Raw genomic sequence first — 15,909 nt, 5'->3', positions numbered from 1 at the left:
GCTTTTTGCATGCTGCCTGAGAGTTTTCTTGCGATCAGAACTCGTAGCCGACCTGGGCGCGCACGGCAGGATTGCCCGTGCTGGTGACGGACACGGCGCCGTTCATGAGCCAGTGCATGTTCGTCGAACGATACGTGACGCCGACCGCCGCCGCGCTGCCGCCCATGTAGTAGCCGCCGCCAGCCGCCACCAGCGTGCGGCCCGGACCGGAAGGCGTGAGGTTGGGCATCGCCATGGCGGCCGCGACGCCGGCGTAGGCGTTCTTCGACACCGTGTTGATCGAACCTTGCAGATTGGATATCTGCTGGCCGAGCGCGTTCGATTGCTGCGCGATGGCGCCGTTCAACTGGTTCAGATTGACGGCGTCGGTGCCCGAAGTACCGGTCGCGACATTCGTGATCTGGCGTTCCGAGCCAACAGCGCCGACAGAAACGGCGTTATCGCGATCCGCTACGGAGTTGGCACCGATTGCGACAGCATTGCTTGCCGATGCGTTGGCTTTATCGCCGAGCGCCGTTGAATTTGCACCTGAGGCGAGCGCGCCACCGCCCACTGCGATGGCCTGCGTACCGGACGCGGCCGCTGCACCGCTGGTCGAATTGGCGGAAACCGCCGTGGTGCCATTCATGCTGATGTTCTGCACGGCCTGGTTGATGTTGGCGACCTGCTGGTTCGTGGCGTAGAGCTGCTGGCCTGTGACGGCGTCGGTGCTCGATGCGGTGAGCGCCGCGTTTTGCAGGCCGCTCAAGCTGACATTGCCGTTGGTGGTGCTGCTGAGCGTGACGGACGCGTGAGTCGATGAGTCGTAGTGCAAAGCGTCTGCATCGACACTTGCCACGCCGACGAGATTGCCACTCGTTGCGCCCAGCATGCTGGGCGGATTCGCGGAACTGGCGTCGAGCGCAGCGATGGCGGAAGTGTTTGCGCCTAGCTGGGCTGAGAAGCTGACAAGGCCGGATCTCACTGCTCCCCAAAGATCGTTCAACTGCGCGACGTTAGCCGCGTCAGTGTCCGCTGAACCTCTTGCAACGTTCGTGATCTTGCGAGTTAAACCCGTCGCCGCGTTACCGACCGACACTGTCCGAAGTCCATCGGCGACTGACCCCAGTCCCAATGCCACCGAATTGAGCCCGGTTGCCTGTGCGGCGGGTAGGCCGGTTCCCGTGCCGTCAATATACGGATTGCTGAGTTTTTCGATAGCCTGATTCGTCGCGTAAAGCTGCGAGCCGTTGATCGCATCGGTCGAGCTTTCGCTGATCCTGCCCGCAGCGAGATTCGTGATGGTGCGTTCGCTGCCTACGCCGCCGATGCTGACCGTACTGGCCGGATTCGCCCCCGCGAAGCTGTACTCACTGCCACGGATCGTGGTGCCCGACGTGCCCGCAGCGATGTCGGTAATCGATCCCGCGCCAAGCGCCACGTCGCCCGGGTTCGTGCTGACGGCACCGGCGCCGAGTGCGGTTCCCTGCGATGAGATTGCGCTGGCGCTGTCGCCGAGCGCCGTTGCGAATGAGCCCTGCGTCAGCGCCGCGCCGCCCATTGCCATCGAGTGGTAGCCCGCTGCGGTGCTGTTCAGGCCTACGGCAATCGACGTGCCGCCGTAAGCGCTAGTGCCGAAGCCAATGGCGATGTCATTCCATTCGGTAGCCGCGCTGTGCGCGCCCACTGCGATGGACGCTTCGGCGGCCGTTGCCTGGCTGCCGAACGAGATCGCATAGTTGCCTGATGCCGTGCTGCCTGTGCCCATCGCCACCGAGTTATAAGCCCCCGCACTGGCGTTTGCGCCGATGGCAATCGTATCGACGCCGTTCGCGCCTTCACCGTTGTAGTTGCCGGAGCCCGCCGCGCTATTGATGCCGACATAGTGCGCCGCGCCGCCAGCCTGCAGCATGGCGTCATAGAGTTGCGCGCCGTTGACGGCGTCTAGGCTGTCCGCCGAAAGGGTGCCGTTTGCGACGTTATGCAGTGCGACGGGTTCCATGGCGGCTGCGTCGCCAAGCGTTACTGCATTGTGTGAGGCCGTATCGTAGAAAACGGCGTCGCCGAGCTTGCTGATGGCCGCATAGACCTGCGAGCCGTTAATTGCATCTGCGCTGGTGGCCGAAATCTCACCGGGGCCCAGATTCGTAATCTTCTGGTTGCTCATCGAAACGATGCTGTCGAACGTGGTCGGTCCATGGACCAGGACATTCTTGCCTTTGATGTCCAGCGTGCCGTTTTGATAGCCCGCAACCCGCGCCGTCGATGCGTCGAATCCATAGCCGCCGTTTGTATCGCCCGCATTGTTCAGCGAAAAAGCAAGCCCGTCCGATACGCCGGAGCTTCCGGCCGAGCAGTCAAGCGTGGCGCTGCCGCCCGTGGCTCCCCAGGAATATCCCTTCACCCCTGAGCAGATTTCAAGTCCGCCCTGTCCCACGGTGCCGGCCGCGAAAGCGCCTGTTGAAACAAGACTTGCGACGATCCCCAGTGCGCCGGTCGTCAAGACGGCCGAGCGACGCGACGATTTGCGGTGCGATCGGGTGGTTTCCGCTACCGCTACCCATGTTTGGTCGGTGTCGCTCCAGATGGAACGATAGGTCTTATTCATCTGATTACCTGATTGGAAAATATTCGGAATTACTGAATTCTAGTAACGGAATTCAGAGTATTTAGCGCGTGTTTTGGGCACCGCTTTAGCCAGGCGCGGAATCACTCTAGCGACGCAGGAAGAACGCAAGAATCCGAATATTCCTAATTTCCAATCGATGCTTTGGTTATATGGCGTGCAAATAGAGCATTAAGCGCGCAAAAATTGCATTGATTTCTTATGAAAATGCGAACATTCTTATTAAATATGGATTTGACGCATAATTTATAAGATTTTTGTAAATTAATTAAAATTAAGATTTTAATTTGAACATTTATGATTTTTAAGACTGATGGGACTGCTAGCATGCGTATGCCGTCTAACGAATGATGGTAATTCACCAAAAGGAGATCATTTGATGCAAAAAATCGACCGCACCCAACTCGCGAATATTCAAGCGGCAGGTGGCTGCTGCAAGTGCTGCTGCGCGCCCGCACCGACTCCCCGCGTCGTCGCTGCTGCTGCACCGGTGACGCCGGCGCCGACGCCGCGTTAATCGTACGGTCTGATCGAAAGGGGGGACGCCCCCTTTTTTATGGTTTGGTTTGTATTCCCCAGGTCGTGCTATGTCATTGAGCGCTGAAGGGATCTCGCAGTTCTTCAAGCGCCTGAATGAGCGGCGTTTGTCTTGGCAATTTTCGTTACGCCGTTACCTGTTTTCCCGCTTGTCATTTTCGATGGTCGAGCGCGCGGCTTTGGCTGCCTGGCTGCTTCGATCCACATACTGTGGCCGGGTCCGCGCGATTGGGGTGGCGCGCTATGAAACCGGGCGCGTCGAGGTCGGCCTGACGCGCAAGCACGCATTGCAAACCATGAGCGCGCATATACGCGAATTGTGGTTCGACGAGCGTTTTTACGCTGGCCGTGCTTTAAAACGTGATGGCTGGAACGATTTACTCGAAGTCGCGCGGCAGTTGGCCGGAATAATCTCGCAGATGCGGGCAAGCGATCCCCGTCGTCCGATTGTCCTTTCGCCTTTTCACTATATTTCCCAATACGCGAACATCTATGTCATCGATGAAGTACGGCGCGAACTGAATCTTGATTCGATTTCGGTTGTTTCCGGTGTGCCGCGCGATATTTACGGTAATGATGCAGCAATGATTCCTTCCATTCGCGTCCTTTATACCTACGATGAGGACGGAAAAGATAGCCGCAATGGATTGGGGCTGCGTGTCATCCGTTCGTTGCGCCGTGACGGTGTTGCCGTCGTGTTTTCGGACGTCCCGCCTTTTGCATTGGCGAAATTTCCCATGGAGACGACCGGCGTGACAATCGGCGGGCGTCCAGCACGCCTGCACAACGGCGTATTCCGGCTTGGCGCGCCGCTTGATGCCTGGCTGCTGTCGTTTTATCTGCGCTTCGAAAATGGGCGCTTCAGCGTGCGGGTGTTCGAACCCATCGCACTAGCCAGGGCCGATGCGCCGCAGTCTGTCGCCAACGATATCGAAGCCGCGCGCAAGGAAAACTATCCGCATTGGCTCTACGCCGGGCATCCGTCGGTCTATCACTTCGCCGCGACCCGCTAGCGCAACTGTCGGAACGTAGCGATCGATAAGCACAACAACGAAACAGCCGGCGCAAGAAGCCGGGAATCACAAGTTGGCCTGCAAGGCGGGCTACGGGGATCTATCACAACGTGGAACCGATCTTTCTTCCCGAGTTCCGGGATATTCATTGGCGCTGGATTGCCTATGTGGCGTCGGCGGTCGTGCTGGTCGGCGTCGTTTTTGCCTTCACACATGAAGTCGAATTGAAACAGGACGTGCGCTGCGAGATCGTGTCGCCTGCGGAGATCAAAGTGCAGGGGGAGAGCGGGCTCGTCTCTGCCATTTATGTCCAGCCGCCTGCGCACGTGAGCGCCGGCCAGCCGCTTTTTCGGCTCGAGCGTGATTTGTCACTCGCGAGCGACGGATCGCGACGTGGCGCGTTCGATGCCCAGGTCCGCGACGAAGAGCGTCGTGCCGCCGACGCTCTATACGTGCAGAAGCATATCGATCTCACCAGCCAGCTTGCGACTGCGCGGACGAACGAAGCGAGCCAGCATGCGGCGCTTGCTCAACTCGACGTGCAGGCGGACCAGAATACGCTGCTGGTCAACGAGGCACAGAAGAAGGTCACACGACTCGAATCCGTCGCCGATTACGTGCCCGCCGATCGTGTCGAACAGGCGCGTGCGGAACTGCATCAGGGCCGCATTGCGCGGGCGGAATCCGCTTCCCGGCGGCAACAGGTCGAGGCCACGCTGGCCGATCTGAAAAACACCCAGACAACGCTGACTGCCCAACTGAAGGAACTCGACGCGAGTCACGCGCGCGATCTGCAGGAAGCCGACGCGCGCTTCGAGCAAAGCCGGCGCGACGCCACGATTTCCGCGCCCAAGGCCGGCGAGGTCACATTCTCGCGGCTTGTGCAGGGCAGCACGCTGCAGTCGTCCGATATCGCGATGGTGATCGTCACCGATCGATCACAGCCATTGCGCGCCGAGCTGCGCATTCCGTCGCGCCGGCGTGGTTTCGTACGCGAAGGGCAAACGGTTCGTCTCAAGTTCGACGCCTTTCCTTACGTGCGCTTCGGCTCCTACGAAGCGCGGATAGATTCGATCTCGAGCACCACGGTTGCGGCTGCGCCCGCGTCGGCGGCGGCGCTGGCTGCCGCCAAAGGGGCGACTCCGTCGGCAGGCGACGAGTACGTTGCATGGGTCACATTGAGCGGCCATACCTTCGATTACGGCGCGCAGCATTTCGACATCCTGCCGGGCATGCAGGCTACGGCGAGCGTCGTCGTCGAAAGGCGAACCATCGCCGAGTGGGTGCTCGAGCCGCTGTTCAAGATTGTCCGAGGTTGAGATGCAGGTGATCTACCAGAACGAAGTCGCCGAATGCGGCTACGCATGCCTTGCGATGGTCCTTTCGCATTCAGGGCGTGCAACCGAAGTTCGCGAGCTTTCCGCTTACCGGCCCATTTCCGCGAACGGTCTCTCGCTGATGGACCTGTACGACGTGGCGACCGATTACGGCCTCGAAGTCCAGGCATTCCGCTTCGACGCTTCGCAGATCGGCGAGGTGAAGCAGGGCTCGATTATTCATTTCGGTGGCGCGCACTTTGTCGTGTTCGAGCGCGCAACACGGCACTACGTCCATCTGATCGACCCGGCGGTGGGGCGCCGGCGCATCGCCCTGGATACCTTCGTCGCCTGCGTTTCGGGCTATCTGATCGAGTGCGCACCCACGCCGGCGCTCGTGCGGATCAAACGGCGCTCCCGCGTGCCCGAAGCGCTTGCACGCCTGCGCGCGCTCAATCCGCAGCTGCGCAGCCATGCCGCGAAGATCCTGTTTGTTGCGGTGGGCGCGCAGTTTGCGATCCTCGCGCAACCGTACTTTGGCTCCTTTGTGCTCGATCACGTCGTGGCGGAGGACAACCTTTCGCTGCTCAATGTGCTGGCGCTGACGTTCGGATCGATTTTTCTCATCGGCGCGCTGGGGCAGTACGTGCAAGGCGTGCTCGTCGAACTGTTGTATGCGCGCGTGAGCGTGAGCGCGACGCAAGGTTTATTCGCGCATTTGCTGCGCGTGCCGGTTTCGTATTTCGAGAAGCGCAACGTTGGTGACATCTTTACGCGCTTCAAGGCGCAGGACGAGATCAACGGATTCGCCTCGCGTTCCGTGGTGTCGTTTTGCGTCGACGTTACGGTCGGCGTGCTCGCGCTGCTTATGATGTTCATCCAGGACACGAAGCTTTCTGCGCTTGTGCTGGCGATTTTCACCGCTTACGTACTGGTTGCAGCGCTCATGTTCGCATCGATGCGCGATACGCACGCGCGCGTGCTCCAGGAAAGCGCCCGCTGCGACGACGCGCTGTTCGAAACCGTGCGCGGTGCGTCGCTCATCAAGCTCTCGCAAGGCGAAACGCGGCGCGTCGCGCGTTTCATGGAACTGTTTCGAACCTACGCGTCGGCCCTTTTTCAGAGCAGTCGTCTGACGGCCACGCGCGAAGCGGCGCTCAAGCTGCTGGCGCACGCGGAAACCCTCGCGGTCACCTGGCTCGCCGCAAAGCTGATGCTTGGCGGCGCATTGTCCGTGGGCGCGTTCTATTCGTTCATGATCTACAAATCGCTGTTTTCAGAGCGCATTGCGCTGGCGATCAACGCGGCTTTTTCGTACAGCATGCTGAGCGTGCCGGTCGCGCGCGTCGACGACATCGTGGCGTGCGAGCCCGAGCGCTACACCGCATTGGCCGATGTCCACAGGACCGTGGAGGTGAATCGCTTCGAGCGCATCGCCGTGCGTGCCGTGACGTTCTCGTACGGCATCTCGGACCAGCCCATTCTCACCGACGCCAGCCTGGACATCGTACGCGGCGACAAGATCGTGATCACCGGGCCGTCGGGCGTCGGCAAGTCGACGCTCTTCAAATTGCTGGCTGCATCCGAAACCGCACAGCGCGGCGAGATCACGCTCAATGGAATCGCCTGGCCCAATCTGAGCGTCGATGAAATCCGTCGCCATGCCACCCACATGCGGCAGGGCGACATCATCCTGCACGGCTCGATCGCCGACAACATCTCGCTCTTCGAGGGCAATCCAGACGAAGCGCGCATTCTGGCGCTGCTCGAAGCGGTTGGTCTGCTCGACGATGTCATGCGTTTGCCCATGCGCACGCGCACGGTTATCAGCGATTCGCTGGCCAATATTTCCGCCGGGCAACGCCAACGGCTCCTGCTCGCGCGCGCGCTCTATCAGCCTCGCGAGTTGCTGCTGCTCGACGAACCGACCTCGAATCTCGATCCGGTTGCGGTACGGCGGATCTCGGCACTACTCCAGCAGATCGATCGCACGGTCGTTGTCATCACGCACGACGTTGCAATGGCGGAGGGCTTCGACAAGCACTATCGCCTGGTCGACGGCGCGTTCATTCGCGTGGAGCGTCAGCATGCGGAAGCCGCCATGGAGGGCTGCGCATGAGCGTGTTCCGAAACCGGCGATTTACGTGGATGACCGCGCTGGCGATGCTCGCGGTCTTGCCGCTGCCGGGTCGTGCAGATGCGGCCGACCTGTTGTCGGTCGTGAGCGATGCGCTCGATCATGATCCCGCGCTTGCGGCTTCGCGCGACGCATCCCGCGCGGCCGCGCAGGCCATCCCCAAAGCGCGCGCCGCGCTGTTACCCCATGCCTCTGGCGGTTGGGGCCGCGCCTACAACGGCATCGTGACCGAAGATTTTCCGACTCAGCACTACTGGCAGAGCGGCTGGACGGTCGGCCTGACGCAGCCGGTCTTCAACTGGTCGAGCTGGACGGCCTATCGCCAGGCCGATTACATCGTGGCGCGTGCCCGCCTGCAAACGGCAAGCGCGATACAGGCCGCGATTCTGTCGGTGTCGCAGGCGTATTTCGATACCCTTGCCGCCGACGATGAGGTTGCGCGCGCAACCGACTATCTGCGTGCGGTCGACGTCCATCTGGCGCTCATCCGGCGCGCGAAGGCGGCGGGGGAAGCCACACTTGTGGATATTCAGGACGGCGAGGCCAGCCATGCGCAGGCGCAATTGCAGTTGCTCGATGCGCAAAGCCAGGTTCGGCTTGCGCGCGCGGCGCTCGAACGCCTCGCTGGCAAGACAGGCGACGCGCTCGCGCCGTTGCCTCCCGGCACGGTGCCCACGTTGCAGCCAGCCGACGGCGATGCCTGGGTGACACAGGCGCAGACGCGCGGTTATCCCGTGCAGATCGGTGAGGTCGAGCTACAGGTTGCGAAATTCGATACGGAAAAAGCGCGCGCCGCACGTTATCCCAACGTGGATTTGCAGGTGACGCATACGCCAGCCGGTGCGGGCGGCGGATATGCCCGACCCACGACGACTACGACCGGCATGCTGTCCGTGACGATTCCCATCCTGTCGGGCGGCGAGATTTCCGCGAAAGTGGACGAAGCGCGGGCGATGGAAGACAAGGCGCGCGACGAACTCGACGCTGCCGTGCGTGATGCGGGTGCGGGCGCACGTGACGCGTGGCTGCGCGTGACGGCAGGGCAGCGGCGTGTCGCGGCACTGGAGCAGGTTGCGCAGCGCACGCAAGCGGCGCTCGATGCAACGCGAATTGGCTTCGGCGCCGGTAGCCGCACGAGTCTCGATGTGTTGCGGGCCACCGATTCACTTTACGCAAGCCGGCGCGATCTGATTCGCGCGCGTTACGACAGTGTGCTGGCCTTGCTCAAGCTGCTGTCGCAGACGGCCATGCTTGACGTTGACGAGGTGGCTCGAATCAACGCGCAGCTATTCGTTTCAGGCACGGCCCAGCCAGCGAGTGCCGTGACGCGTAGTGACAGCACGCGCCAGGACGTGCCAGACCTCAACATGCCCGCTGTCGCGCAGACCGGGCCGATTCGCGAGAAAGCGGTCGTACCAGACATTCCACGCACGATCCCAACGCGCGCGCTGAACGCGATGGACATGGCGCCGGCCGTGTCCACATCGACTTCGAACTACGTGCCGATCGTCCGCTGAAAGGCGGCGGGGAGGGACATGAGGGACATTAGCGTCCCGTCATGCAAAAGGCCCGAAGCGTCAAACGCTTCGGGCCTTTCGTTTCCAGCTTTGCTTACATAGGGCTCTGCGGTGCGGCGCTTACGGCTTGGCCCCACCCTGGAACCACATCGCGATCTTTTGCCGCTCGTCGTCCGTCATATGCGTGACGTTGCCCAGCGGCATCGCCTTGAGCGTCACAGCCTGCTGATAAAGACGCTGCGCGTTCTGCGAGATCTCATCGGGCGTATCGAACATCACGCCAGCGGGCGCTGCGCCCATCATCGTCGGGTGAGCCGAGTGGCAGCCCGCGCAACGCTGCTGCAGGATCGGCTGGATATCGCCGATCTTGATGGTCGGTGCGTTAGCGGCTTCGGCTTGCGGCACGACCGGGCGCGGCAGCGTCCAGACCAGCGCCACGAACATCAGCGCGACACCGCCGATCGGCAGATACCAGAGCTGCTGACCACGATGACGCATCACGAAGAACTGACGGATCAGCGCGCCGGCCAGCATGATGACCACCAGCACGGCCCAGTTGTACTCATGCGCGTAGGTCATCGCGTAGTGGTTCGACAGCATCGCGAACACCACCGGCAGCGTGAAATACGTGTTGTGCACCGAGCGCTGCTTGCCGCGCTTGCCGTAGATCGGGTTCGGCGTTTCGCCCTTGAGCATCGCGTTGACCATCTTGCGCTGGCCAGGAATGATCACGAAGAACACGTTCGCCGACATGATCGTCGCCAGCATCGCGCCCATGATCAGGTACGCGGCGCGGCCCGAGAAAATGTGGCAGGCGAGGTAAGCGGCGATCACGACATAGATGCCCACGCACGCGCCGAGCAGCTTGTCCTTCGTGCCCAGCAGACGGCACAGCGAGTCATAGACGATCCAGCCTGCGGCCAGGAAGCCCAGTGCCGAAGCGACTGCCACGACCGGACCCATATCCAGCACGTTCTTGTCGATCAGATAGGTGTTCGGGGCGAACAGATAAAGCACCGTGAACAGCGACGCGCCCGAGAGCCACGTCGTGTACGAGGGCCACTTCGACCAGTGCAGATCGTCCGGCATTTCGGGCGGCGCGACGGTGTACTTCTGCATGTTGTAGAAGCCGCCGCCGTGCACGTGCCACAGTTCGCCGAACACGCCGCGACGCTTCTGGTTCGGGTCAACCGGCGGTTTGAGGCTGTTGTCGAGCGCGACGAAGTAGAACGATTCGCCGATCCAGGCGATCGCCGCGATGACGTGGAACCAGCGCAATGCGAGGTTCAGCCAGTCGGTAATAAAGCCTTCCATGAAACTCCTCCACTCCTGATTCGTTGCGCGCGGACGTCAGTGCGTCTCGCGCGGGACTGCGGGGGCTGCATCAATGCAGCGCCGCAAAGCGGGGACACAGTGATGTGCCGCCTGTCTCTTTCGATGTGTTGTTGTTGGCTGTGGGGTTAGCGCGCGTGCGTGCCGAAGCGATCAGCTACCGCGGTACGTGCTGTACGACCACGGCGAAACGAGCAGCGGCACGTGGTAGTGCGCACCGGCATCGGCTACGCCAAAGCGCAGCACGACGCGATCGACGAAGCGCGGTTCCGGCACTTTCGTGCCGATCGAGGCGAAGTAATCGCCTGCATGGAACACGAGTTCGTATTCGCCGGTAGTCAGCGCTGCGCCTTCGAGCAGCGGTTCGTCGCAGCGGCCGTCGTGGTTGGTCGTGACGGTCTTTAGCGCGCGGCGGGTGTCGCCGTCGAGCGCATGGAGTTCGACCTTGATGCCCGCGCCGGGACGGCCGTTCGCGGTGTCGAGCACGTGGGTAGTCAGCTTGCCCATTCGCAGTTTTCCTTGTCTTTTCCTGGTGTCATTGCGAGGTTTCGGCGGCGTCTCGATCCCATGATGCATAAGCGGCGGATCGAGGCTCCACGTCAGTGGCTACATACCCGTCGGCGGATCGATGCGAGCGCCGTGAACGCATTTTAAGAACGATCGGGCCGCAATCGCGCGAGCGATAGGAAAGATAATCCCCGTCGCATGAGCCTGGCCGTCGAGCCTTGCTGCAGGCGGCTCTGGCGGCCACGAAACCGCGGGTTTTCACTCATGTGCACACACGATTCACATCGTAGCTGCGCCAAAAATCGACCTTTATATGCAGGGACTGAATTCCGGTATCTCGGCTACGCGAATTGCCAGCGGAATTTTGGTTGCGGAAGGTATCGGTTATGCGCGCAGCGGTACTGTGCGCAACCCGAAGACGGCGCTGGGCGCCGGGTAACCGGGCCAGCGGCGTCCTCGTCAGGATGCGTCGGCACCGGTGTTTCGGTGGAACGGCGGCGTGGCAAGGGCGTCTGCTTCACATTCACAGTCGATTCACAGACAACGGAGCGAACAGACACGATGGAACGCAATCCCACCACCCGAACCTTGCTCGTCAAGAACGCCGACATGCTGGTGACGATGGACGGCGAGCGCCGCGAGATCCGCGGCGGCGGCCTGTATATCGAAGGCAACCGCATCGTCGCCGTCGGCCCGACGGCGGAGTTGCCGCAGAGCGCCGATGAAGTGATCGACGCGACCGGCCATATCGTCACGCCCGGCCTCGTCAACACGCATCACCACATGTATCAGAGCCTCACGCGCGCCGTGCCCGCTGCGCAGGATGCCGAGCTGTTCGGCTGGCTCACGAATCTGTACAAGGTCTGGGCCAACCTGACGCCGGAAATGATCGAGGTATCGACGCTCACGGCCATGGCCGAACTGCTGTTGTCGGGCTGTACGACGTCGAGCGATCACCTCTACATCTATCCGAACGGCAGCCGTCTGGACGACAGCATCCGCGCGGCGCAAAGCATCGGCATGCGCTTTCACGCGGCGCGCGGCAGCATGAGCGTGGGGCAGAAAGATGGCGGTTTGCCGCCCGATTCGGTGGTCGAAAACGAGGACGCGATTCTCGCCGACACGCAGCGCCTGATCGAGACGTATCACGACGAAGGGCGTTACGCGATGTTGCGCGTGGTGGTTGCGCCGTGCTCGCCGTTTTCGGTGAGCCGCGATCTGATGCGCGAATCGGCGATCATGGCGCGGCATTACGGCGTGTCGATGCACACGCACCTCGCGGAAAACGTCAACGACATCGCCTATAGCCGCGAAAAATTCGGCATGACGCCGGCCGAATATGCCGAGGATCTGGGCTGGGTCGGTCGCGATGTCTGGCATGCGCACTGCGTACAGCTCGACGACCACGGCATCGGCCTGTTCGGGCGCACGGGGACGGGTGTCGCGCATTGCCCGTGCTCGAACATGCGGCTCGCGTCCGGCATTGCGCCGATCAGGAAAATGCGGCTTGCGGGCGTGCCGGTCGGGCTGGGCGTGGATGGTTCGGCGTCGAACGACGGCGCGCAGATGGTGGGCGAAATGCGACAGGCGATGCTGCTCGCGCGCGTGGGTTTTGGCCCCGATGCGATGACCGCGCGCGAAGCGCTCGAAATCGCCACGCTGGGCGGCGCGAAGGTGCTGGGCCGCGACGATATCGGCGCGCTCGCACCGGGCATGGCGGCGGACTTTATCGCCTTCGATCTGCGTCAGCCGCTCTTTGCGGGCGCGCTGCATGATCCGGTCGCGGCGCTGGCGTTCTGTGCGCCTTCGCAGGTCGCGCTATCGGTGATCGACGGGCGGGTGGTGGTGAAGGAAGGCGTGCTGCAAACGGTCGAACTCGGGCCGGTGATCGAGCGCCATAACCGGCTTGCCGGTCAGCTTGCCCAGGCCGCGCGATAAGCAGGACATTCGAGCAAAGCACATAGGCAAAAAGCAAAACGGGCGGCGCGCAAAAGCGGGCCGCCCGTGGCTTAACGCGTAGGCCGTTCGGCAAAACGGCCATCGCGTGACGAATGCGTGATTAAGGTTTGTCGATCAGCGTCCTGGTGGCTTCGGCGACGAGGCTGCGCAACCAGCGGACTTCATCCGAATAGTGACAGCGCTCGTGCCACAGCTGGTAGTACTGCATCGGCGGGAAGTCGAGCGGCGCGGGCACGACCGTCAGCGGCAGGAAGCGTGCGTAATGATCGGCGAACAGACGCGTGGTGGTGAACACCAGATCCGACTTGATCAGCACGTAAGGCGCCAGATTGAAGTACGGCAGCGTGACGACGACATGACGCTTCAGGCGCTCGCGCGCCAGATGCACGTCGATGGCGCCGCGCTGACCCACGGAATACGGCGTGGGCGCGAGGTGCGGCGCGTTCAGGTACTGATCGAGCGTAAGCCCGCCGCGCTTGGCGAACGGGTGCGTGTTGCTCATCAGGCAGACGATCTGGTCAACGAACAGATTCGACAGGTGCAACTGCTCGGGCGGTTCGGGCCAGTTGCCGATCACGATGTCGAGCTTGCCTTCTTCAAGGGCCAGTTCGTAATCGAACGCCGGACCGAGCGAATGGAACTCGAGCGTGGCGTTGGGCGCGGCCTGGCGGAACCGCTCGACCACGGTGGGCACGAACAGCACGTTCAGGTAGTCCGGACAGCCGATGCGGTAACAACGGATCGAAGTGGCCGGATCGAAATTATGTTGCTGGAAGCGGATGCGCTCGATTTCGCGCAGGGCGTTCTGCACGGGTTCGAGCAGGCGCAGGCCGTATTCGGTCGGCACCATGCCGGACTTGCCGCGCACGAGGAGCGGGTCGCCGGTGATGTCGCGCAGACGCCGTAGCGCCGCGCTGATAGCGGGTTGCGACTGATTGAGCTTGACGGCCGCGCGCGTCACGCTGCGTTCCATCAAGAGGGTGTGCAAGACGCGCAAAAGGTACGTGTCGATCGCCTCGCGTTGCTGGCTCATGAAATCTCCGATTATATGTTTTGGCTGATCGAGGGGCTTTGGGAATATATGTTTTTTAATATGGACAAAAAGACCCGTCAAGAGAGGGATCTACTGAGCCATCCTGACAAGTCCCTGTTGCGCGAGGCACGACGGCGTGTCACGGGGATTTTTGACGGCTCGACGCTGGCACGCCCGGCAAGGTATCGTGACCTGGCGCGGGGGCGCCTCGCGAGGCCGTAGAACGGCTGGCGAGCAGCAGCACACACGAACACTGAGATAGCAATAACGTACTGCGACGGAACATCCATGGGCGATTCTTCTTCACGTCAGGCGAGCGGCCTGGACCAGCATGCGGGTCAACATGCGGATCACCGCGTACCGCGGCTTCAACTATCCGGCATAACGAAACAATACCCGGCCGTGCGCGCCAACGACGACGTCACGCTGACGGTTGCACCCGGCGAAATCCACGCGCTGCTCGGCGAAAACGGTGCCGGCAAGAGCACGCTGATGAAGATCGTCTACGGCGCGGTGCGCCCCGACGCCGGCGAGATCCGCTGGGAAGGCGAGAGCGTCGAGATCGCGAGTCCGGCGGCGGCGCGCAAGCTCGGCATCGGCATGGTGTTCCAGCATTTTTCCTTGTTCGAAACGCTGACGGTCGGCGAGAACATCGCGCTCTCGCTCGACGAAAAATTCGATCTCAAGACGCTGTCCGCGCGCATTCGGGAAGTGTCCGGGCAATACGGTCTCGATGTCGATCCGCAGCGCCATGTGCACAGCCTCACGGTGGGCGAGCGCCAGCGCGTGGAGATCGTGCGCTGCCTGCTGCAGAACCCGCGTCTGCTGATCATGGACGAGCCCACTTCGGTGCTCACGCCGCAAGCCGTGCGCAAGCTGTTCGGTACGCTGCGCCGGCTGGCGTCGGAAGGCTGCAGCATTCTCTACATCAGCCACAAGCTCGACGAAATCCAGGAGCTTTGCGATACCGCGACCGTGCTGCGCGGCGGCAAGGTGACCGGCAACGTGATTCCGCGCGAGGAAACCCACGCGTCGCTCGCGCGCCTGATGGTCGGGCGCGAGTTGCCCGCCTATACGCGTCGCGCGCATACGCCCGGCGACGTGCTGCTCGACGTCAAACATCTGTCGATGCCGAGCGACGATCCGTTCGGCACCTCGCTCGACGATGTGAGCTTCGGCGTGCATGCGGGCGAGATTCTGGGCATCGCGGGCGTGTCGGGCAACGGTCAGGCCGAACTGCTCGCGGCGCTGTCGGGCGAGGCGCGTCAGACCCCGTCAGGACGCCACGGCGCGGCGGATTCCGTATCGATTTGCGGCAAGCCCGCTGGGCGGCTTTCGGCGGCGGCGCGTCGTCGTCTTGGCTTTGCGTTCGTGCCGGAAGAGCGTCTTGGACGTGGCGCCGTGCCCGCCATGTCGCTCGCGGAAAACGCCTTGCTCACGGCGCATCGCGAAGGCATGGTGCGCTCGGGCTGGCTCAAGACCGGCGCAATGCGCGCGTTCGCGCAACGCTGTATCGGCGCGTTCGATGTGCGCTGCGGCGGACCGGATGCGCTCGCGCAAAGTCTCTCGGGCGGCAATCTGCAGAAGTTCATCGTCGGGCGCGAGATTTTGCAGACGCCGAAATTGCTGGTGGTCGCGCAGCCCACCTGGGGCGTCGATGTGGGCGCGGCCGCCTTCATTCGCCAGCAGCTGCTCGATCTGTCCGCGCGCGGCGTGGCGATTCTCGTGATCTCCGAGGAACTGGAAGAGCTCTTCGATATCTGCGACCGCATTGCCGTGCTCGCAGGCGGCCGACTTTCGCCCGCGCGTCTGACCGGCGAAACCAACGCCGAGGAAATCGGCCGCTGGATGGCCGGTCTGTTCGGCGAGCGCGCGGCGCAGACGAACGGCGGTCCTCCGCCCGCGGCGCCGGCAGCGCCCGCCGTGCATGCCTAGAGGCCAACGCCAACTCGA

At 62.3% G+C, this 15,909-nt stretch carries 10 protein-coding genes; 6 read left to right on the top strand and 4 right to left on the bottom strand.

Going from position 1 to position 15,909, the window contains the following annotated elements:
- Positions 1-34: 34 nt before the first annotated feature.
- On the bottom strand, positions 35-2,587 hold the full coding sequence (locus G3N59_RS06330; protein ID WP_205981705.1) for an ESPR-type extended signal peptide-containing protein: 2,553 nt from the start codon (positions 2,585-2,587) through the stop codon (positions 35-37).
- A gap of 605 nt (positions 2,588-3,192) precedes the next feature.
- Between G3N59_RS06330 and G3N59_RS06325 the strand changes: the two genes are divergently transcribed.
- From G3N59_RS06325 to G3N59_RS06310, 4 genes are all read left to right on the top strand, one after another.
- Complete coding sequence (locus tag G3N59_RS06325; protein ID WP_241023222.1) at positions 3,193-4,155, top strand: hypothetical protein; 963 nt, start codon at positions 3,193-3,195, stop codon at positions 4,153-4,155.
- 110 nt (positions 4,156-4,265) lie between these two features.
- Positions 4,266-5,474 carry an HlyD family efflux transporter periplasmic adaptor subunit gene (locus tag G3N59_RS06320; protein WP_205981704.1) on the top strand — a complete coding sequence of 403 codons (1,209 nt, stop codon included), beginning with the start codon at positions 4,266-4,268 and terminating at the stop codon, positions 5,472-5,474.
- Between the two features lies 1 nt (position 5,475).
- Positions 5,476-7,590 (top strand): peptidase domain-containing ABC transporter, encoded by a 2,115-nt coding sequence (locus G3N59_RS06315; protein ID WP_205981703.1) that lies wholly within the window; start codon positions 5,476-5,478, stop codon positions 7,588-7,590.
- The gene (locus G3N59_RS06310; RefSeq protein ID WP_241023221.1) at positions 7,587-9,125 is read left to right on the top strand and encodes a TolC family outer membrane protein; all 1,539 of its coding nucleotides are present in this window, start codon (positions 7,587-7,589) and stop codon (positions 9,123-9,125) included. The genes G3N59_RS06315 and G3N59_RS06310 overlap by 4 nt, the downstream gene beginning before the upstream one ends.
- A gap of 120 nt (positions 9,126-9,245) precedes the next feature.
- Here the strand turns inward: G3N59_RS06310 and G3N59_RS06305 are convergent, their stop codons facing one another.
- Together G3N59_RS06305 and uraH are read right to left on the bottom strand one after the other, a co-directional pair.
- Complete coding sequence (locus tag G3N59_RS06305; RefSeq protein ID WP_205981702.1) at positions 9,246-10,439, bottom strand: urate hydroxylase PuuD; 1,194 nt, start codon at positions 10,437-10,439, stop codon at positions 9,246-9,248.
- Positions 10,440-10,610: 171 nt separating this feature from the next.
- The gene (gene uraH, locus G3N59_RS06300) at positions 10,611-10,964 is read right to left on the bottom strand and encodes a hydroxyisourate hydrolase (RefSeq protein WP_205981701.1); all 354 of its coding nucleotides are present in this window, start codon (positions 10,962-10,964) and stop codon (positions 10,611-10,613) included.
- A gap of 561 nt (positions 10,965-11,525) precedes the next feature.
- On the opposite strand from uraH, the gene G3N59_RS06295 reads away from it, so the two are divergent.
- The gene (locus G3N59_RS06295; protein WP_205981700.1) at positions 11,526-12,902 is read left to right on the top strand and encodes an 8-oxoguanine deaminase; all 1,377 of its coding nucleotides are present in this window, start codon (positions 11,526-11,528) and stop codon (positions 12,900-12,902) included.
- Between the two features lie 121 nt (positions 12,903-13,023).
- Here G3N59_RS06295 and G3N59_RS06290 read toward each other — a convergent pair whose 3' ends face one another.
- On the bottom strand, positions 13,024-13,956 hold the full coding sequence (locus G3N59_RS06290; RefSeq protein WP_027814783.1) for a LysR substrate-binding domain-containing protein: 933 nt from the start codon (positions 13,954-13,956) through the stop codon (positions 13,024-13,026).
- Positions 13,957-14,244: 288 nt separating this feature from the next.
- Between G3N59_RS06290 and G3N59_RS06285 the strand changes: the two genes are divergently transcribed.
- Entirely contained in the window at positions 14,245-15,891 is a 1,647-nt protein-coding gene (locus tag G3N59_RS06285; protein WP_205981699.1) for an ABC transporter ATP-binding protein, read from the top strand.
- Positions 15,892-15,909 lie beyond the last annotated feature (18 nt).

This window comes from Paraburkholderia sp. Ac-20340, from assembly GCF_017104965.1.
In the GTDB taxonomy this organism is placed as follows: Bacteria; Pseudomonadota; Gammaproteobacteria; order Burkholderiales; family Burkholderiaceae; genus Paraburkholderia.
This window is presented reverse-complemented; position numbering and strand designations above follow the sequence as displayed.

Excerpts from the sequence above, each read along its gene's own strand:
- G3N59_RS06330 (WP_205981705.1), bottom strand. The coding sequence starts at position 2,587 with ATGAATAAGACCTATCGTTCCATCTGGAGCGACACCGACCAAACATGG.
- G3N59_RS06325 (WP_241023222.1), top strand. The coding sequence starts at position 3,193 with ATGTCATTGAGCGCTGAAGGGATCTCGCAGTTCTTCAAGCGCCTGAAT.
- G3N59_RS06315 (WP_205981703.1), top strand. The coding sequence starts at position 5,476 with ATGCAGGTGATCTACCAGAACGAAGTCGCCGAATGCGGCTACGCATGC.
- G3N59_RS06310 (WP_241023221.1), top strand. The coding sequence starts at position 7,587 with ATGAGCGTGTTCCGAAACCGGCGATTTACGTGGATGACCGCGCTGGCG.
- G3N59_RS06305 (WP_205981702.1), bottom strand. The coding sequence starts at position 10,439 with ATGGAAGGCTTTATTACCGACTGGCTGAACCTCGCATTGCGCTGGTTC.
- uraH (WP_205981701.1), bottom strand. The coding sequence starts at position 10,964 with ATGGGCAAGCTGACTACCCACGTGCTCGACACCGCGAACGGCCGTCCC.
- G3N59_RS06295 (WP_205981700.1), top strand. The coding sequence starts at position 11,526 with ATGGAACGCAATCCCACCACCCGAACCTTGCTCGTCAAGAACGCCGAC.
- G3N59_RS06290 (WP_027814783.1), bottom strand. The coding sequence starts at position 13,956 with ATGAGCCAGCAACGCGAGGCGATCGACACGTACCTTTTGCGCGTCTTG.
- G3N59_RS06285 (WP_205981699.1), top strand. The coding sequence starts at position 14,245 with ATGGGCGATTCTTCTTCACGTCAGGCGAGCGGCCTGGACCAGCATGCG.